Source organism: Roseateles sp. GW821-FHT03B02, from assembly GCF_059421025.1.
This window is the reverse complement of the sequence record NZ_JBWKUV010000001.1, coordinates 1,150,789-1,168,341: the sequence shown is the minus strand read 5'-3', so window position 1 is coordinate 1,168,341 and position 17,553 is coordinate 1,150,789. Positions and strand designations below refer to the sequence as shown.

Below are 17,553 nucleotides of genomic sequence, written 5' to 3'. Positions count from 1 at the left end.
AAAGCGGGCGCCCCTGGGCGCCCGTTCAAGGTGTCACCGGAAAGGTCAAGGGAACAAGGTCAGCCGACCTCTTTCGTGAGGCGCTCTTCGATGCGCGCCTTGACGGCGGGCAGCGCGGCGGGCAGGTGGTGGGCGAGCTGCGCGAACAGCTCGTCATGCAGCTTCATCTCGGCATGCCACTCGGCGGCGTCGATGCGGGTGACGGTGTCGAACTGCTGCTGCGAGAAGTCCAGGCCGTCCCAGTTCAGGTCGCCGTAGCCGGGCGTGACGCCGAAGACATGTTCCTCGCCGCCGCCCTGGCCTTCCAGGCGGTCCAGCATCCACTTCAGCACGCGCATGTTCTCGCCGTAGCCGGGCCAGACGAACTTGCCGTCGGCGCCCTTGCGGAACCAGTTGACGCAGTAGATGGCGGGCAGCTTCGCGCCCGCGGCCTGCAGTCTGGCGCCCAGGTCCAGCCAGTGCTGGAAGTAGTCGCTCATGTTGTAGCCCATGAAGGGCAGCATCGCGAACGGGTCGCGGCGCACCACGCCCTGCTGGCCGGCGGCGGCGGCGGTGGTCTCGCTGCCCATGGTGGCGGCCATGTAGACGCCCTCGGTCCAGTCACGCGCCTCGGTCACCAGCGGCACGGTGGTGGAGCGGCGGCCGCCGAAGATGAAGGCGTCGATCGCCACGCCGGCGGGGTCGTCCCAGGCCGGGTCCAGCGCCGGGTTGTTGGTGGCGGCCACGGTGAAGCGGGCGTTGGGGTGGGCGGCCTTGGCGCCGGTTTCCTTCGCGATGGCAGGCGTCCAGTCCTTGCCCTGCCAGTCGATGGCGTGGGCCGGCGGGGTGTCGGTCATGCCTTCCCACCACACGTCGCCGTCGTCCGTCAGCGCCACGTTCGTGAAGATCACGTCGCGCGCCAGGCTGGCCATGCAGTTCGGGTTGGTGTGCGAGTTGGTGCCCGGCGCCACGCCGAAATAGCCGGCCTCGGGGTTGATGGCGTAGAGCTTGCCGTCGGCATGCGGCTTGATCCAGGCGATGTCGTCGCCGATGGTGGTGATCTTCCAGCCGGCGAAGGCCTTGGGCGGGATCAGCATCGCGAAATTGGTCTTGCCGCAGGCGCTCGGGAAGGCGGCGGCGACGTGGTATTTCTTGCCGGCCGGGTTCTCCACGCCCAGCACCAGCATGTGCTCGGCCAGCCAGCCCTGGTCGCGGCCCATGGTGGAGGCGATGCGCAGCGCGAAGCACTTCTTGCCCAGCAGCGCGTTGCCGCCGTAGCCCGAGCCGTAGCTCCAGATCTCGCGCGTCTCGGGGTAGTGGACGATGTACTTGGTGGGGTTGCAGGGCCAGGAGACGTCGGCCTGGCCTTCAGCGAGCGGTGCGCCCACGGTGTGCACGCAGGGCACGAAGTCGCCATCGGTGCCCAGCAGCTCGATGACGGCGCGGCCCATGCGCGTCATCGTGCGCATGTTGACGGCCACGTAAGGGCTGTCGCTCAGCTCCACGCCGATGTGGGCGATGGGGCTGCCCAGCGGGCCCATGCTGAACGGCACCACGTAAAGCGTGCGGCCGCGCATGCAACCCTTGAAGAGGGCCTTGTCGCCGGTCTGCAGCAGGTCGCGCATCTCGGCCGGGGCCATCCAGTTGTTGGTGGGGCCGGCGTCTTCCTTCTTGGCGGAGCAGATGAAGGTGCGGTCCTCCACGCGAGCCACGTCGCTGGGGTCGGAGTTGGCCAGGTAGCTGCCGGGGCGCAGCGCGGGGTTGAGTTTCTTGAAGGTACCGGCGGCGACCAGCTGCTCGCACAGGCGCTGATACTCGTCGGCGCTGCCGTCGCACCAGTAGACGTCGGCCGCCTCGGTCAGTGCTGCGATCTCGGCGACCCAGGCGATCAGCCGGGCGTGTTTCACATAGGCGGGCAGGCTCAGGCGCAGGCCCTGCATCACGGGTTGGTTCATGGTGATAGCTCCGATCATGGGAATGTGTTTGGGGCAGCTGCCACGAGCTGGCCCAAGCACACCGAAACCCGGGAGGCGGATTGTCGAATCCAATGTAATCACGCCGTAACCACCGGGATCGGTGGGGTCATGCAAAACCGGAATAACGCCATGCGGGCGCGGGCCAGGGGCTCACGCGTCTCGCGAAGTGGCACTAGGGTTTGCGCGAAGAGTGCGTGTAATTTGACGCAACTTTGGCGTCGCAAGCTTCGGAAGCACGAGCACTAAGCAGCATGTGCTGGCACACGCCATGCCAACACCGGCCCACCGTCGTCGATGCGTACGTGCGTTGGCGGCTGAAAGCCGGTGGCCTTCAAGGCGGCCAGCAAGGGCATGGCCTTGTCGTGTGCTTGCGCCACCTGGGCTTGTGCCGCCTCGCCCAGGAAGGACAGATAGACGGTCTGGCGTGGGAGCAGGGCTGCCAGGTGGCTGCACCACGCATCGCCCAATTTCGCGAGTTCCTGGTGCGGGTCGCCGGCGTAGAAGCGAGCGCCCAGGGCTTGCCAGAACGGCGATGCGCCTCGCTCATCTCGCCAGCCTGGTAGTTCGGCCACCAGCCAGTCGCCAAAGTCAGCCGGACGCTCCCGGATCAGGGCTTGAGCGGCGTTGACGATTTGCACTAGCGCGCTTGCCTGTTCAGCCGCCGAAAGCCCTGAGGCGACCTTCAGTTCTGTCAGCTCCGCATGGCCTGTGTGATCGTTGCACAGCAGCAGCGTGCCTTGCACGCTGAACAAATCCAGCTCCTGCGCGGCATGCACCACGCGGCCCAGGTGGAAGTGGTAGCGCGGCAAGCGCAGGCCCAGCCGCGGCACCAGCAGCAACGAAGCCGCCCCGTCGGACAGGGCGAGGCGCCAGCCTTCGGACTCGCGGGTGGTGATGAGATGGCTCATGCGCTCTCCTCGGGTCTCAAGGGCGTTGACAGCAAGCGTTCGCCCAGGCGAGCGCCCAGCACTTGCACCTCGGCAGGTGCTACGGCGTCGCCGACCTCCGCCAGCGTTGCGCCAAAGCTGGCGCGTGTCGGCCGGACCAGCAGTTTCCATTGGCGTGGTCCGCTGCTCGCCTCCGCCACGGCCACGTCGCGGGCGAGCCGGACGCTGCGCAACGACGTCAGCTGGGCTTCCGCCGTGGGGCCACCGTCAAAGATGTCTACGTAGGTGTCGGCGTCGAAACCCTCGTCCTGAAGGATGGAGAACGGCAGCTCGCCCACCGGATGAAGCTGACCGATGGCCCATTGGGCGGTCTCTGGCAACAGCGCAACGTAGACCGGCGATGGCGGCATCAGCTCGGCAATGCAGGCCCGGCTGCGGCCGCCGATGACGGCTTCGGCTTCCGGGTAGTCCATGCCGAAGAAGCGCCGGCCGACAGCGTCCCAGAAGGGGCTCTGCCCGGCCGGACCGACGACGCCGGGGCTCTCGGCGGCGATCCGGCTGGAGAAACGTTCCGCATTGGCCTGGATGAAGAGCAGCCGCGCGCGGCTGAGCAACTGCGCTGCGGGCCCGTCCTCGTACTCGGGCTCGAGATAGAACGAGGTCATCAGCGTACTACCCGTCAGGTCGTGGCACAGGTGCAGCGTGTGCATGCGTTGGGAGACACCCAGCGCCGCACTGGCATGCACGACGAATTCGTTGCGATAGCTGTAGAAACGGTCGAAGAAACCGGCACTGGCCGCGATGCCGGAGCAACCGACCAGCCGGCCGGCCGCGCGGTCCTCGAGCACGAAGAGGTAGGTTTCCTCGCCGCTGGCATCGTCGAGGCTGGCGAAGGCCTGCTGCGATGCCTCGATGCGGCGGCGCAGCTTGGCGGGGTCGTTCGGCAGTGAGCTGATCGCATCGGCGCTGGCCGCAGCCATGCGGTGAAGGTCAGCCAGATCGCCCGGCGCCACGGGGCGCAGCAGCAAATGGTTCATGTCAGGTCTCCCGAGGGCGGGCCGCTGCGCCAAGCCAGCGCGCGTCGACTGCGCTCGTCGCGCGGCGTATGGCCGAAATGGGCTTTGTACGTGTTGGAGAAATGCGGCCCGGACGAAAAGCCGCTGCTCAGGCCGATTTGCAGGATGGACTGGCTGCTCTGCCGCAGCAGCCGCTGGGCGCGGGCCAGGCGCAGGGCCAGGTAGTGGCGCGAGGGTAGTGTGTCGAGGTGCCGCTTGAAGAGTCTCTCCAGCTGGCGGCGCGACACGCCCACCAGCTGTGCCACCTCCTCGGTGGGTAACGGCTCGGCGAGGTTGGCTTCCATCAGCGCCAGTGCCTCGGCGAGCGTGGCGCTGCCGGCGCCACGCTGCTCGCTGTATCCGGCGCGCTGGCGTTCATCGCGTGGCCGCAGCCCTTTGAGGCCGAGGGCCTGTACGAGTTCGTGGCCCACCCGTTCACCGTGCTGAGCCGCCAGCCAGGCGCAACACAGGTCGAGGCTTGCGGTGCCGCCGGCGCAGCTGAGTCGCAAGCCGTCCACTGACATCTCCCACAGACCATTGGCCCAGGCGACGGCGGGATGGGTGGCGACCAGGCCATCCAGCCGGGCCCAGTCCGCGCAGGCGCGCTGGCCGTCGAGCAGGCCGGCCGCGGCCAGCGCAGCGGCACCGGCGTCGACGCCGGCCAGCACCGCCCCTTGCATGGACCAGGTCTTGAGCTGCGTCGACAACAGCTCGTCGACGGGAGCCGCCTCGGCGCTGATGACGAAGACGGCGTGCCAGGCCGCGGTGGTGCTCCAGGGGCGGGTGAGAACGTGCAGTTGGGTTCCCGCTGCGGGCACGAGGTCTCCCGTTGCGGAGAGGCAGTCGCTGCGGTACACGGCATCCGTCTGCAGCAAGTTGACGGCAGTGAGCGCGTCCACCACGCCGGCCAGCGTCAGCGCCGAGAACCCGGGCTGAAGCACCAGGCCGACGCGGCGCAACGGAGCGGCATTCATGGGCGGATTGTGGCCGTCACGACCACTGCAACCCGGCGGCCACGGCGAGCAGGGCCAGGGCCATGACCAGGTAGGCCGCCTGCAGCGGCAGCATCCAGCGCACCCAGGTGCCGTAGGGCACGCGCGACAGTGCCAGTACCCCCACGGTGATCCCCGACGTCGGGATCACCGCTGTCGTCAGCTCTCCGAACTGGAAGGCCAGCACTGCCGTCTGTCGCGTGATGCCGATCAGGTCCGCCAGCGGCGCCATCAGGGGCATGGTCAGGGCGGCCTGGCCCGTTCCCGAGTGGATGAAGAAGTTGATGACCGACTGGATCAGGAACATCTTCTGCGCGGCGAACATGGGGTTGTCGGAGCCCACCAGCGGCGCGAGCGCGTGCAGCAGCGTGTCGATGATCTGGCCCTCGCGCATCAGGATGACGGTGGCCTTGGCCAGCGCGATGACCAGCGCTGTGCCGACAAGGTCACGGGCGCCGTGCAGGAAGGCCGCCACCATGTCGTCGGCCGACAGCCGCCCGACCAGCCCCACCGCCACGGCCATGACGAGGAACAGCGCGGCAATCTCCTCGATGTACCAACCCCGGCGCACGACGCCGAAAATCATGCCCACCAGCGTCGCGGCGAACAGCCAGAGCACGCACCGTTGCCTGCCGGTCATGCCGGCAAAGCTGTCGAAGCTGGCCAGGTCCAGCCTGAGCCGGCGCTCCTGGTCCAGCGCGTAGCTGGGGCTCAGTGTGGGTTGGCGGCGGATGCGGGCCGCCCACCACATCAGGAAGGCGATGGTCAGGCCCGTGGCGATGCACCAGCAGACGATCCGGTACCCGATTCCCGAGAACATCGGTACGCCCGCGATTGACTGGGCCACGCCCACGTTGAAGGGATTCAGGAAGGCCGTCGCAAACCCGACCTGGGAGCCGACAAAGGGGATGGCCACGCCGGTCAGCGAATCCAGACGGAGCGCCAGCGCCAGCGGAATGAAGATGAGCACGAAGGGAATGGCCTCCTCGGCCATGCCGAAGCTGGCGCCGCCCAGCGAGAACAGCGTGACAAGCCCAGGGATCACCCCGGCGCGTACCAGGGCAGAGCGGCCGTGCGCACGGGCCACGGCTTTGATCATCGCGTCGATGGCTTCGGTTTTCTGCAGCACCGAGAACGCGCCGCCCACGATGAGCACGAAGCCAATGATGAGAGATGCCTCGACAAAGCCCTTGATGGGTGCGGTCAGGAAGGCCGCGAGGCCTTGCGGCCGCGACGGCGCCGCGTGAAAGCTGCCGGCGATGACCAACTGCTTGCCATTGACCAGCTCGGTCTCGAACCTGCCGCCGGGCAACACCCAGGTGGCAAGCGCGATCACGGCCAGCAGAGCCAGCAGCAGCACGAAGGCGTTGGGCAGACGTGGCTTCATGGCGACAGCAGCTTGCCGCTGCGGATGGGTGTGGACCCGGCGATCTTCATCAGCCGCATGCCACGGCTGGCATGGCGGCGCTCGGTACGGGCGAAGCAGCGGCCCCTGACACTGGCGTGCAGCGGCGTGCACGCGTCGGTCATGGGGTCGATCAGCTCGGCCACCAGGTCGCCGGCCTCCACCCAGTCGCCGGGCGCCTTGGCAAAGACGATGACGCCATGGGTCGGCGCCGTCACGGGCTCAACGCCCTGCAACGGTGTGGCGTCGCAGCATGGCGGCACCGGCGGCGGCGTGCCTGCGATGTGGCCGGCGTGTTGCAGGAAGGCCACCAGTGCATCTGCGTCCTGCGCGGCCAGCGCGTGCGACACCTCGGTCTCCCCGCGTAGCTCGACCGTTGCGGCCAGACAGCCCAAGGGGTTGATGGGAAAACGCCCTTCGAAGTGCGTGGCGAGCTCCCACCAGATGCGCGAGACCGCTTCGTCGAAAGGGTTGTCTCCGGCCACGTCGGCGAACAGCAGCGCCTGTGCACCCAGGTAGCCGGCCAGCGGCGCGCAGGCGGCGGCCTGTGGCGTGCCCGTGTAGACGTGAATGACGGCCTGGTTGTCGCAATGCAGGTCCAGCACGAGGTCGGCCTCCATCGCCAGCGTCTGCAGCAGACGCTTCAGCGCTTGCGCCTCGCTGGCGGGCTGCCAGTCGGCCAGCAGCGCGGCGCTGGCGGCACGGATGACACGGGTATTGGTGAACGCGTCGGCGCTCAGCTGCGACTCGACAGCCGGCAGCAACGCTGCGGTCAGGTGCCTGAACTGCCGGTTGAAGTTGAGGCCGGTCGCGAGATCGAAGCGACCGAAGGCCGCTCCTTGCAGCTCCTGGGAGAGCCCGATCGGATTGGCCATGGGCACGAGGACGATCTCGCCGGCAATCGCGCCTGCCGCCTCCAGCGCTTGCAGACGCTGCATGAGCGCCTGCGCGACGAGCATGGGCGGCACTTCATCGGCGTGCAGCGAGGCCTGGAGGTAGGCCTTGCGGCCGGATTCGCCGTGGCCGAAGTGCAGGCTGCGCAGTTGGCGCCGGGTGCCGGCGCTGGCGGCCGGCAGGTCGTGGAGGTGGGTTCGCATCGAGATGGTGGCGGGGCGGTCTGGCGTCAGGGGGTGGACAGGGGCGTCAGCAGCGGTGCGGCGATGCGAACCGGCTGGACGTCGAGGCGGGCGTTCAGCACGGTGTAGTCCTCGCCGCCCAAGGCGCCGCTGAACCAGCCGATCAGGCCGAGCCCCTTGTAGAGCCGGAACTCAAAGCCGACGTCAGGGGCGGGATCGCCGGCTTGCGGCTGCATCTGGTACGCCAGCCCACGCACCTCGGGCGCAGGGCCGTCCAGCAACTGGGCCATGGCCGTGACGATCGCGCCGTCACCCAGCATGTCGAGGAAGTAGCCGCCGGCCGGGAGGTAGGGTTTGTAGTCGCTGGCAGCGGGGTCGATGGGTGACTCGCGCAGCTTGTGCGTGGCCGGTGTGGTGACGCCGGTCTTCAGGTCGTGGCGGTCGCCACGGTCCAAGTAGCTCAGCTTGGCGCCTCGCAGGTTGAAATGCGGCACGCGCGCATCGCTGCTGGCTTCGCGCAAGTCCACCAGCAGCGCGCCGCGTGCGCCGATGACCTCGACGCTGTTGCTCTTCACGACGATGGCGGAGTCCTCCTCCACACCCAGGCCCAGGTGGTAACCGAGGGCCCGCATGGCCGGCAGCATGCGACCGATGCGGCCGCGCTTGAGGAAATGCTGGTCGATGAAGAGGTCGGGGCCTACAAAGCCCAGACCACGGTCGTACTCGTGGCGCTCGCGCCAGCGGCCTTTCAGAATGGCATGGTTGTCCTGCGCGTCACGGAACATCTGGCGGCTCATGACGGCCGCGCCGGCGCTGGTGCCGGCCACCACGCCGCCGCGGTCGAATACTTGGCGAATGGCGTTCAGCATCGCCGTGGGCTGGCCGTCGGGCTGCAGCGTGTCGACGATGAGCTCCTGGGCCCCGCCCGAGAAGAAAACGGCCTGCGAGGCCGCAACCTGGGCAATGAGCGACGTATCGGCCAAGTTGGCCGCGAGGTCGACCTCCTTGAGCTTCGGGGCGATCGGAATCGCCTGGGCGCGGGCGCCGCGCCGGTTCAGCGCCGCCACGATCTGCGCGCCACTGCGCTCGGGGTTGGCTGCTGCCGTGGCGAACACGGCGATGCGTGCGCCCGGGCCTCCGGCCTCGTCGACGACGCGCTGCCAGACGGTGTCGTTGTCCGTCTTCAGCGCGCCACCAATGACGATGGCGGTACCCGCGTGGGCCGCAACGGCGCAGCACAGCGCTGCGAGCAAGAGGGGTTTCGCAAAACTCATGCAGCCATGTTGGCAGCGGCCTCGCGCGGCGGCCACAGGGTTGGGCTCCGCATCGGTGTGCCGTGCACCTCGGACGCAATTGCATGTCGCTTCGACGCAAGCGCGTGGTGAAGCCGCGCAACGTGCTTGCCGAGAAGCGACGCGCATTTGCGCCGAAGCGACCGGCGCGCTGAAACCCCATAGGCAAGTCGCGAGCTGGCTCCCTAACCTGACTGGCATTCACTCACCGCCATCCAACCGAGGCCTCCATGACCCCAGCCCGCTCCTTCTCCCTGCACACGCTGGCCCACGCCGCGCTGCTCACCGTCACAGCGGTTTCCACCACTGTCCAGGCACAGACGCTTGAGCGGGTGGAGATCACCGGCTCAAGCATCAAGCGCATCGACGGCGAGGCCGTGCTGCCGGTGGACGTCATCAAGCGGGGCGACATCGACAAGGCCGGTGTGACGACGGCCGCCGAGCTGCTGCAGAAGATCACGGCCAACGTTGGCGGCCTGACCGACGGCGCCAGCATCTCCGACCAGTCCGGCGCCCAGCGCGGCTTCAACGGGGCCAACTTGCGCGGCCTGGGCGTGTCCAGCACGCTGGTCCTGCTGAACGGTCGTCGGCTGGCCAACTTCGCCAGCCCTGGTGACAACGCGGGCGTGGACCTCAACAACATCCCGGCCGGCGCGATCCAGCGCGTGGAGGTGCTCAAGGACGGTGCCTCGGCCATCTACGGCACCGATGCCATGGGCGGTGTCATCAACTTCATCACCCGCAAGGACTACCGGGGTGCCGATCTGACCGCTTACGCGTTGCGTACGCACGAGGGCGGTGCCGGCAAGACCACGTTCAGTGCCTCCGGCGGCTTCGGCGACATGGTCAAGGACCGCTTCAACGTGTTCGCGGCGCTGGATGTGCAGCAACTGGAATCTCTTGACGCCAGCCAGCGTGCTTTCATCCAGGAGTACAGCCTGCCCACGCGACTGCCGCCGCAGACCTCGAGCAACAGCTTTCCGGCCAACGTCGACCTCAGCTCGGCCCAGCTGAGCGCTTTGAACGCCTTTGTGCTGGCCAACCCCAACACGGCACTCAAGGGCTCCAATGCCAACGGCACCTGGAACCCGGGCGGGGTCAACTCCGGCTCGCGTCGCGTGAACTTCGGGAAGGCCTCCTGCACCGGTGGTCTCAACCCGAATTCGGTCCAGCCGCTGGGCCTGGGAGGACGTGAGGGCTGCTCCTACGACTATGTGGCCGGCTCCGAGATCTACCCGAAGTCGGACAAGGCCAGTGTCATCGGCCGCGCCACCTTCCAGGTCGCCGACGAGCACCAGGTGTTCCTCGAAGCCCTGTTCGCCAGGACGGACACCGACTACTCCGCCTCGCCGGCCACCGCCCGTTTCCGCGCCTCGGCGGGCATCACGCTGCCGGCCGCGCTGCAGGCCGTGACCGGCGTCACCGGCCCCGTCGACTTCCGCTTCCGGCTGGAGGACGCCGGCAAGCGCGTCAGCCGTGTCGAGAGCGAAGCTACACGCGTCGTCGCCGGTGCCGTGGGCCGGTTCGGCGAGTGGGACTACGACGCCGCCCTGAACCACAGCGTCAACAAGGCCACCGACACCAACCTGGACGGCTGGGTCTCGATCAGCAAGCTGGAAGCCGGCATCAAGGCCGGGCAGTACAACCCCTTCCAGCGCGCCACCGATCCGGGCGCGGGCCGCGCCTTCATGAACTCCGTCCGCATCGACGGTGCCGCCCGCGTGGCCGAGGGCAGCAGCACCAGCCTCGATGGCAAGCTGACCCGCGTGCTGGCGGCCCTGGAGGGGGGCGATCTGATGCTGGCCGTGGGCGCCGAGCTGCGCCGCGAGACGCTGAAGTTCCGCGCCACCGACGCGTTGAAGAGCAACGACGTCAACAACGACCGCTCCAGCTCGGGTCCCTTGCTGGCCGACACCCACCACCACCGAAACGTGATGGGAGCGTTCGCCGAACTGAGTGCGCCCTTCACCAAGCAGTGGGAAGGTCAGTTCGCCATTCGGCACGACCGCTACGACGGCATCGACGACGAGGCGACAAAGTCCACCTCGCCCAGGCTAAGCACCACCAATCCCAAGATCGGCTTGAGCTTCCGCCCCGACCGAACGTTGCTGACGCGCGCCTCCTTCGGCACCGGATTCCGCGCTCCCACGGTCTCGGAACTGTTCCGCCCGGTGCGCAACGGCATCACGGCCAGCTTCGTGAAGGACCCGGTGTCCGGTGAGGTGGCGCAGATGGCGGTGGACCGCTACTCCAACGCCGGCCTCAAGCCGGAGAAGTCCAGGCAGTTCAACCTGGGCGTGGTGTTCGAGCCCTCTCGCAACTGGAACGGCAGCGTCGACTACTGGGCCATCCGAAAGACCGACATCATTTCGGAAATCGGGGAGGAGACCATCTTCACCAACCCGGTTTACTACAACGACCCGACCATCGTGAAGCGCTTCTCCGACGGCTTCGTCGACACGGTCACGGTCAGGAAGGAGAACCGGGGCAAGCTCAACACCTCGGGCGTCGACGTGGCGCTAATCTGGCGCGGCGAGAACACCGCCTACGGGCGCTTTGGCGCCAGCGTGGCGGGCACGTTGATCACCGAGTACAAGTTCAACACTGACCCGCGCTCGCCCATGGTCGACGGCCTGGCACGCTTTCGCGACGACAAGGCCGTGCAGCGGTGGCGCCACAAGCTCAACGTGGACTGGGACCTCGGCGCCTTCGGATTGACGGTGGCGAACACCTACCTGTCCGGCTACCGTGACCAGAACACACCCGGCCTGGCCGCGCCGGAGTGGAACGACCGCGACGTGAAGGCCTATGCGCTGTGGGACCTGACGGGAAGCTATCGCTTCACGCCTGAACTGCGGCTGCGAGCGGGCGTGCTGAACCTTGCTGACACGGCGCCACCCTTCACCAATCAGTCGCGCTACTTCCAGGTCACCTGGGATCCGACGTACGGCGATCCGCGAGGCCGCAGCTATTTCGTCAGCCTGAGCTACACGCTTCGCTGACGCACTGTGGCGGCGGGTGTGTTCGCAAGGGCGGCTTCCCCCCGCCGCCGCTTCATGCTGGCCCTGCCCCATGTCGCACCGTGCCGGCTGGAATGCCGTCGGTCGCGAGCCACGTCCTGACCTACCCCGTACCCAAGGCTCTTCTGGCCAGTTCAACGGCATTGCCGTCGTGCTTGAACCCCAGCGAATCGGCTGCCGGTGTCCGCAGTGGTGGGTAGCTGGCGAAGAGCTGCTGCACCTCTGCCTGCGGAACAAAGCTGACCAGTGCGTCACGCCCTGGGCCACATACCTGTGTCAGTGCGTCGATGACCTGCTGCATCGACAAGTGCAGGGCGGGCACCTGCACCACGCGGCGAGGGCCGATGCGGGCTGTTTCGATGCAAGCGGCCAGCAGCAAGTCGTCGACGCAGGCCTGCACCGACAGCCACCAGGCGGTGCCATCGGCGCTCACCGGCAGAACCAAAGGCTCGCCGTCCCGCAGCTTCCAGAACAACTGGCTCATGAAGGCCGACATCAGGCCGGCGCCATCGCCGGGGCGCGCGACGATGCCCGGCAGGCGCAGCGAGCAGGCCTGCACCCAGCCGCGCCGATCTGCGTCGGCCAGCAGCACTTCGGCGGCCAGCTTGTGGGCGCCATAGCTCAGGGCGGGCTGAACCGGCGTGCCGTCGTCGACCCAGGCTGGCAAGGGGTCGCCATAGACCGCCACGGTGCTGGCGAAGACGAGACGCGGCGCTCCCCCCTGCGCGCGCAGCAGGTCGACGAGCCGCAAGGTGGCGTCGAGGTTGACGCAGCGGGCCGGGTTGGGTGCCCGCTCTGCGGCGCCGCCCGGGACGCTGGCGAGATGGAAGACGGCATCGACGGGCGCGGCCAACGCACGCTCCAGCACACCTGCGTCGGCGATCGATCCAGCCACGGGCCGGATGCGGGCATCAATGGGCAAGCCGTCCAATGCCAGATCTGAAGCGACGATGCTGCTGACGGGGCGGCCGCCCAGGCCGTCGGAAAGCAGGCGCTCCAGCAGCGCACGACCGATGAAGCCGTTGGCTCCCGTGATCAGCAGACGCATGCCGGCGGTCATCGCGTCAGCTGCCATCCGAAATCATGGTGCCGCCGTCCACCACCAGGTTCTGCCCGGTGATGAATGCGCCCGCAGCGCTGGCCAGCATGACGACGACGCCCGCCACCTCGTCGGGTTCGCCGATCCGGCGCAGCGGCGTCGCCTGAAGGCGGCGCGCCATGAAGTCCGCTTCCTGTAGCAGGCCGGTGGCCAGCGGCGTGCGGATCAGGCCGGGCGACACGGCGTTGACGCGCACGCCTTGCGGCCCCCATTCGACGGCGAGGTTGCGCGCCAGTTGGGCCAGGGCGGCCTTGGACAGGCCGTAGAGGCCGATGGAGCGATTGCCACGCAGACCCGCAATGCTGGACATCAGGATGGCGCTGCCCCCGCCGCGCCGGGCCATGCCGGGCAGCAGGGCCGAGCACAGCCGGGCTGACGCGCGCAGGTTGATGTCCAGCACCTGCTGCCAGTCGTCGTCGCTGGCCGTGGCCAGCGGGCCTGCCGGTCCCTGAATGCCGGCGTTGCAGACCAGCACATCGACATCGCCCGCCGCGCGACACAGCGCGTCGATCTGGTCGGGTGCGCCGAGGTCGGCCGCCAGCCCTTGCACTTCATGACCGTGGGTGCGCAGTGCGGTGGCGGTTCGCTCACAGGCCCGGGCGTCGCGGTCCGAGACGATGACGCGGGCGCCGTGCGCTGCCAGCGCGCCAGCGATCGCCAGGCCCAGGCCCTGGGCGGCGCCGGTGACGAGGGCGCTGCGCCCGCCGAGGTCGAACAGCCCGGCCGTCATGCGCGCCGCGCCAGAGCCGCCGCGAGGTCGGGCTCGTAGCGGCCGTCCACCAGCACGAACAACATGCGGCAGACGCGGCCCGAGCGGTTGGCCCAGGCGTGGTTGCTGCCGCGCTGCACGACGACGCTGCCGGGCCGCAGCAGCACCTCGCCTTCGTCCAGCACCAGCGTCATCTCGCCATCGATGACGACGCCGTAGTCCACCGATTCGGTGCGGTGCATCAGCGGGTGGGGCGAGTTGGCGGTGACGGTGGACGCGCCGGCATCGCCGATCTGACCGAAGGCCGCCTGCATGCGCGCGGCGCCGTCGGCGAGGAAGTCGGCGGTGTCGGGCGGGATGTCGACGAAGCGCAGCCGCGTGCCCTGCGCGGGCGGTGGCAGCATCAGCGGGCCCAGGGTGGGGTCGGGGCCGTTGTCGACACGCACCGGCGTGCCGCTGGTGGCCCAGACCTCGTGGAAGACGGTGCCGGGGATGGCCTGCAGCTCGACGACCGTCGGCAGCGGGCCGTCGCTGGTGACGACGGCGCGGCCGTCGGCGTCGTGGCCGGTGACGACGCGGTGGATGGGCGGCAGCGTCACGACGAGTTCCTCGGCATCGCTGGTGGTGGCACGGGGACGGCCGCGTTGGCCGGCGCCACATCGGGGCCGTGCTTGGGGGTGCCGGACACTGGGCGTTGCCGTTGGGGCTCGTCCAGCACCAGACAGGGCCCGCCATCGAGAGCAGTCGAAACGGCGGCCAGCGCGCCGCCCAGGCTGATGAGGCGGGTCATGCGCGCACCACCCGCTGGTCCAGCACGCCGAAGGGCGCGGTGCCGCCGGCCTCGCAACGGGCCTCCATGCGCACACGGTCGCCGAAGCGCATGAAGCCGGTGCGGATCTCGCCGAGGTCGATCTTCTCGATCATGCGGCGCTCGGCGATGCAGGCCGAGCCCGCGGCGCGTTCGACATTGGAGACCGTGCCCGAGCCGACGACGGTGCCGGCCTTGAGCCGGCGCGTGCGCGCGGCATGCGCGACGAGCTGGCCGAAGTGGAAGCTCATGGGCGCGGCCGAGGGTTCGCCGAAGCGCTCGCCGTTCCATTCGATGTGCAGGCGCAGGCGCAGGCGGCCACCCTCCCAGGCGTCGCCGAGTTCGTCGGGCGTGACCGCCAGCGGCGCGAAGGCGGTGGACGGCTTGGCCTGCAGAAAGCCGAAGCCGGTGCGCACCTCGCGCTGGCCCAGCGCGCGCAGGCTCCAGTCGTTGAGCTGCACCACGATGCGCACGGCGGCCAAGGCCTGTTCGGGGCTGGCGCCCAGGGGCACCTCGTCGACGATGACGCCGAACTCGCCCTCGAAGTCGATGCCGTCAGCCTCGGCAGGCAGCGGCACGTCGGCGTGCGGGCCGAGGAAGTCGTCGCTGGCGCCCTGGTACATCACCGGCACGGTGTCGAAGTCGGGAATGGGCGGCGTGCCGAAGGCCGTCTCCATCAGCCGGCCATGGTTCAAGAAGGCCGAGCCGTCCAGCCATTGCGGGCTGCGCGGCAAGGGCGCTCCGCAGCGTTGCGGGTCGAAGTCGAAGGTGGCGGCCCGGCCGGCTTCGAGGGCGGCCGCGCAGGCGCGCAGCGCGGGCTCGACCTTCGCCCAGTTCTGCAGCGCGCCGATCAGCGTCGGCGCTGGCGCGGTGGTGGCGTGGCGTCCGTCGCGCGACACGAGGATGAGGCGGCCGTCCAGGCTGCCGTCGTTGAGGGTGGCGAGTCTCACGGCGTCAGTCCTCGAAGATGGCGACCGCACGCGTCCAGCCGGCGGAGGCGCCGCGGATCTTGTGCGGGAAGCAGCTGACCTGGAAGCCGTGCGCGGGCAGGGCCTCCAGGTTGTGCAGCTTCTCCAGGTGGCAGTAGCCGATGTCGCGGCCGGCCTTGTGGCCTTCCCAGATCAGCGAGGTGTCGCCGGTGGCGGCCACCTTCTTGGCGGTGTACGAGAAGGGTGCGTCCCAGCTCCAGGCGTCGGTGCCGGTCAGGCGCACGCCGCGCTCCAGCAGATACATGGTGGCCTCGTAGCCCATGCCGCAGCCGGCGCCGAGGTAGTCCGGGTGGCCGTAGCGCGAGCCGGCGCGGGTGTTGACGAGCACGATGTCCAGCGGCTGCAGATCCCAGCCGATGCGGGCCAGTTCCGCCTCGACCTCGGCGGCCGTGGCGACATGGCCGTCCGGCAGGTGGCGGAAGTCCAGCTTGACGCCGGGCTGCAGGCACCAGTCCAGCGGCACCTCGTCGATGGTGATGCTGGGGCGGGCTCCGCCGTTCTTGGCGTCCTGCGTGGAGTGGAAGTGCCAGGGCGCGTCGAGGTGGGTGCCGTTGTGCGTGGTCAGCGTGACCCACTCGGCCGCCGCGGCCTCGCCGTCGGGGTAGTCCTCGGGCTTCGTGCCGGGGATCATGGCCATGAACTCGTGCAGCGTGTCCTGGTGCTTCTGGTAGGTGATCTTGGGCGCCAGCGGCGGCGGGTCGGACAGCACGTCGTTCTCGAGGTAGATCGACAGGTCCACCAGGCGGCGGGTGCGGCGGGGCGGGCGCAGGGCGGCGGGCATCAGATGGGCTGGCCCAGGGCCATCAGGGTCGCGCGCATGATCTGGCCGTGCTCCTCCTTGGAGCCGCCTTCCATCTCGATCTGGCCCAGCCGTGCCGAGTTGTCGACGACGAGGCGGCAGCGCTCGAAGCGTCGCGCCTGGAAGGCCGCCAGGGCCGCATCGACCGTGTTCTTGCTGGCGAGTTCGTCGGCCAGCACGAGGGCGTCCTCGATGCCGATGCAGGCGCCGGAGGCCATGTGAGGCGTCGTCGCGTGCACCGTGTCGCCAATCAGTACGACGCGGCCGCGGTACCAGTCGCCGCGCACCAGCAGGCCTTCCAGCGGGCGGAAGACGATCTGCGAGGCGGGCGTGATCTGTGCGCGCAGGCCCTGCAGCAGCGGGTCGGGGAAGGGCGCCAGCAGGGCCTTCATCGTGTCGGCAAAGGTGGCCGGGTCGACGAAGTCGTTGCTGGGACGGTGCTCGGTGATGAAGACGTAGAGCTGGTCGGCCGACACCGGGTTCACGCCCGGCTTGACGGCGCCGCCCATCCACATCGTGATGGTCTTGAGCTCGTCGGGCCGCGGCAGCACGGCGCGCCAGACGGCCTGGCCGCTGTACTGCGGGCGGGGTGCATCGGGCAGCAGGGCCTCGCGCACCTTGGAGTAGAGGCCGTCGGCGCCGATGACCAGGTCGTAGCGCCGGCGCTGCCCGTCGGTGAAGGTCACGTCCACGCCGTCGGCGTCCTGCTCGATGGCGGTGAAGGTGCAGCCCAGCCGCACCGTGGCGCCGCTGGCGCGCGTGGCGTCGGCCAGGATCTTGGCCAGCACGGGCCGCATGATGGCGCCGCCGCCGGGCACGTCGGGGCCGGCCAGGCGCGGCGTGGGCAGCTCGCCGATGGGCTGGCCGTGCGGCAGGCGCAGCTGCACGCCGTCGCTGGCCGCGCCGTGCTGCAGGAAAGCGTCCAGTACGCCCAGCTGCTTGAAGGCGCGCAGCGTGGCCCCGCCCAGGCTGATGCCGGCGCCGTAGTTGCGCCAGTCGGGGTCGATCTCGACCAGCTCGACCTCGGCACCGTGCTTGCGCAGTTCGATGGCGGCGGCCATGCCGGAAAAACCGCCGCCGATGATGAGGACGCGGGAGGCTGCGAGGCTCATGGGTTTGTCTCCTGTGGATGGGGCGTGGCGAGGTGCACCTCGCCGTTGTTCTGGATGTGCAGGGGCACGCGGCTCAGCGCCTGCCCCAGTGCCGGGCCGCTGACGCAGCGGCCGGTGGCGATGTCGAAGCGTGCGCCATGCGCGTAGCAGACGATTTGCTGCCGGTCGGCGCTGAGGTAGGCGTCGCGGCGCCAAGCGAGGGGCGCGCCGTCCACATGCGGGCAGGCGTTGCGCCAGGCGTGCAGCCGGCCCTGATGGCGCACCAGCAGCAGGCTGTCCTGGCCGCGGCGCTCGGGGTCGAAGCCGCGCGCCTGGCCTTCGGCCAGCTCGTGCTGATGGCACAGGCGCGTCATGG

Annotated in this window: 16 protein-coding genes; 1 reads left to right on the top strand and 15 read right to left on the bottom strand. The window is 69.2% G+C overall.

From position 1 onward, the window contains the following. Positions 1 to 59 precede the first annotated feature (59 nt). From AC07VX_RS05170 to AC07VX_RS05140, 7 genes are all read right to left on the bottom strand, one after another. On the bottom strand, positions 60 to 1,934 hold the full coding sequence (locus AC07VX_RS05170) for a phosphoenolpyruvate carboxykinase (GTP) (RefSeq protein WP_493162745.1): 1,875 nt from the start codon (positions 1,932 to 1,934) through the stop codon (positions 60 to 62). Positions 1,935 to 2,197: 263 nt separating this feature from the next. Then, positions 2,198 to 2,863, bottom strand: coding sequence for an arginine N-succinyltransferase (locus AC07VX_RS05165; RefSeq protein ID WP_493162746.1), 666 nt, complete (start codon positions 2,861 to 2,863; stop codon positions 2,198 to 2,200). Then, the gene (locus AC07VX_RS05160) at positions 2,860 to 3,879 is read right to left on the bottom strand and encodes an arginine N-succinyltransferase (protein WP_493162747.1); all 1,020 of its coding nucleotides are present in this window, start codon (positions 3,877 to 3,879) and stop codon (positions 2,860 to 2,862) included. The genes AC07VX_RS05165 and AC07VX_RS05160 overlap by 4 nt, the downstream gene beginning before the upstream one ends. After that, entirely contained in the window at positions 3,876 to 4,871 is a 996-nt protein-coding gene (locus AC07VX_RS05155; RefSeq protein ID WP_493162748.1) for a GlxA family transcriptional regulator, read from the bottom strand. The genes AC07VX_RS05160 and AC07VX_RS05155 overlap by 4 nt, the downstream gene beginning before the upstream one ends. A 16-nt stretch (positions 4,872 to 4,887) precedes the next feature. Then, positions 4,888 to 6,276: a YfcC family protein gene (locus tag AC07VX_RS05150; protein WP_493162749.1), complete on the bottom strand. Its 1,389-nt coding sequence runs from the start codon at positions 6,274 to 6,276 to the stop codon at positions 4,888 to 4,890. Continuing rightward, entirely contained in the window at positions 6,273 to 7,391 is a 1,119-nt protein-coding gene (locus AC07VX_RS05145; protein WP_493162750.1) for a succinylglutamate desuccinylase/aspartoacylase family protein, read from the bottom strand. The genes AC07VX_RS05150 and AC07VX_RS05145 overlap by 4 nt, the downstream gene beginning before the upstream one ends. Before the next feature lie 26 nt (positions 7,392 to 7,417). Continuing rightward, entirely contained in the window at positions 7,418 to 8,644 is a 1,227-nt protein-coding gene (locus AC07VX_RS05140) for a cyanophycinase (RefSeq protein ID WP_493162751.1), read from the bottom strand. 248 nt (positions 8,645 to 8,892) lie between these two features. Here AC07VX_RS05140 and AC07VX_RS05135 point away from each other — a divergent pair, with 248 nt between their 5' ends. Next, positions 8,893 to 11,664: a TonB-dependent receptor gene (locus tag AC07VX_RS05135; RefSeq protein ID WP_493162752.1), complete on the top strand. Its 2,772-nt coding sequence runs from the start codon at positions 8,893 to 8,895 to the stop codon at positions 11,662 to 11,664. 121 nt (positions 11,665 to 11,785) lie between these two features. Here the strand turns inward: AC07VX_RS05135 and AC07VX_RS05130 are convergent, their stop codons facing one another. Genes AC07VX_RS05130 through AC07VX_RS05095 form a run of 8 tightly spaced genes read right to left on the bottom strand, consistent with a single transcriptional unit; the run spans position 11,786 to position 17,551 of the window. Next, on the bottom strand, positions 11,786 to 12,730 hold the full coding sequence (locus tag AC07VX_RS05130; protein WP_493183867.1) for an NAD-dependent epimerase/dehydratase family protein: 945 nt from the start codon (positions 12,728 to 12,730) through the stop codon (positions 11,786 to 11,788). Between the two features lie 16 nt (positions 12,731 to 12,746). Beyond that, positions 12,747 to 13,511 carry an SDR family NAD(P)-dependent oxidoreductase gene (locus tag AC07VX_RS05125; RefSeq protein ID WP_493162754.1) on the bottom strand — a complete coding sequence of 255 codons (765 nt, stop codon included), beginning with the start codon at positions 13,509 to 13,511 and terminating at the stop codon, positions 12,747 to 12,749. Next, positions 13,508 to 14,089: a cupin domain-containing protein gene (locus AC07VX_RS05120; RefSeq protein WP_493162755.1), complete on the bottom strand. Its 582-nt coding sequence runs from the start codon at positions 14,087 to 14,089 to the stop codon at positions 13,508 to 13,510. The genes AC07VX_RS05125 and AC07VX_RS05120 overlap by 4 nt, the downstream gene beginning before the upstream one ends. Continuing rightward, complete coding sequence (locus AC07VX_RS05115) at positions 14,086 to 14,280, bottom strand: hypothetical protein (RefSeq protein ID WP_493183866.1); 195 nt, start codon at positions 14,278 to 14,280, stop codon at positions 14,086 to 14,088. The genes AC07VX_RS05120 and AC07VX_RS05115 overlap by 4 nt, the downstream gene beginning before the upstream one ends. Next, positions 14,277 to 15,248, bottom strand: coding sequence for a fumarylacetoacetate hydrolase family protein (locus AC07VX_RS05110; RefSeq protein WP_493162756.1), 972 nt, complete (start codon positions 15,246 to 15,248; stop codon positions 14,277 to 14,279). The genes AC07VX_RS05115 and AC07VX_RS05110 overlap by 4 nt, the downstream gene beginning before the upstream one ends. A 4-nt stretch (positions 15,249 to 15,252) precedes the next feature. Beyond that, positions 15,253 to 16,068 carry a cyclase family protein gene (locus AC07VX_RS05105; protein WP_493162757.1) on the bottom strand — a complete coding sequence of 272 codons (816 nt, stop codon included), beginning with the start codon at positions 16,066 to 16,068 and terminating at the stop codon, positions 15,253 to 15,255. After that, positions 16,068 to 17,198 carry an FAD-dependent oxidoreductase gene (locus AC07VX_RS05100; RefSeq protein ID WP_493162758.1) on the bottom strand — a complete coding sequence of 377 codons (1,131 nt, stop codon included), beginning with the start codon at positions 17,196 to 17,198 and terminating at the stop codon, positions 16,068 to 16,070. Before AC07VX_RS05100 ends, AC07VX_RS05105 begins: the two co-directional genes overlap by 1 nt. Then, on the bottom strand, positions 17,195 to 17,551 hold the full coding sequence (locus AC07VX_RS05095) for a Rieske (2Fe-2S) protein (protein WP_493162759.1): 357 nt from the start codon (positions 17,549 to 17,551) through the stop codon (positions 17,195 to 17,197). Before AC07VX_RS05095 ends, AC07VX_RS05100 begins: the two co-directional genes overlap by 4 nt. Positions 17,552 to 17,553: the final 2 nt, after the last annotated feature.

What these genes read in the sequence shown, in the direction of transcription:
- AC07VX_RS05130 (WP_493183867.1), bottom strand. Translation starts at nt 12,730, where the DNA reads ATGCGTCTGCTGATCACGGGAGCCAACGGCTTCATCGGTCGTGCGCTG.
- AC07VX_RS05150 (WP_493162749.1), bottom strand. Translation starts at nt 6,276, where the DNA reads ATGAAGCCACGTCTGCCCAACGCCTTCGTGCTGCTGCTGGCTCTGCTG.
- AC07VX_RS05155 (WP_493162748.1), bottom strand. Translation starts at nt 4,871, where the DNA reads ATGAATGCCGCTCCGTTGCGCCGCGTCGGCCTGGTGCTTCAGCCCGGG.
- AC07VX_RS05145 (WP_493162750.1), bottom strand. Translation starts at nt 7,391, where the DNA reads ATGCGAACCCACCTCCACGACCTGCCGGCCGCCAGCGCCGGCACCCGG.
- AC07VX_RS05170 (WP_493162745.1), bottom strand. Translation starts at nt 1,934, where the DNA reads ATGAACCAACCCGTGATGCAGGGCCTGCGCCTGAGCCTGCCCGCCTAT.
- AC07VX_RS05095 (WP_493162759.1), bottom strand. Translation starts at nt 17,551, where the DNA reads ATGACGCGCCTGTGCCATCAGCACGAGCTGGCCGAAGGCCAGGCGCGC.
- AC07VX_RS05100 (WP_493162758.1), bottom strand. Translation starts at nt 17,198, where the DNA reads ATGAGCCTCGCAGCCTCCCGCGTCCTCATCATCGGCGGCGGTTTTTCC.
- AC07VX_RS05105 (WP_493162757.1), bottom strand. Translation starts at nt 16,068, where the DNA reads ATGCCCGCCGCCCTGCGCCCGCCCCGCCGCACCCGCCGCCTGGTGGAC.
- AC07VX_RS05115 (WP_493183866.1), bottom strand. Translation starts at nt 14,280, where the DNA reads ATGACCCGCCTCATCAGCCTGGGCGGCGCGCTGGCCGCCGTTTCGACT.
- AC07VX_RS05135 (WP_493162752.1), top strand. Translation starts at nt 8,893, where the DNA reads ATGACCCCAGCCCGCTCCTTCTCCCTGCACACGCTGGCCCACGCCGCG.
- AC07VX_RS05140 (WP_493162751.1), bottom strand. Translation starts at nt 8,644, where the DNA reads ATGAGTTTTGCGAAACCCCTCTTGCTCGCAGCGCTGTGCTGCGCCGTT.
- AC07VX_RS05160 (WP_493162747.1), bottom strand. Translation starts at nt 3,879, where the DNA reads ATGAACCATTTGCTGCTGCGCCCCGTGGCGCCGGGCGATCTGGCTGAC.
- AC07VX_RS05125 (WP_493162754.1), bottom strand. Translation starts at nt 13,511, where the DNA reads ATGACGGCCGGGCTGTTCGACCTCGGCGGGCGCAGCGCCCTCGTCACC.
- AC07VX_RS05165 (WP_493162746.1), bottom strand. Translation starts at nt 2,863, where the DNA reads ATGAGCCATCTCATCACCACCCGCGAGTCCGAAGGCTGGCGCCTCGCC.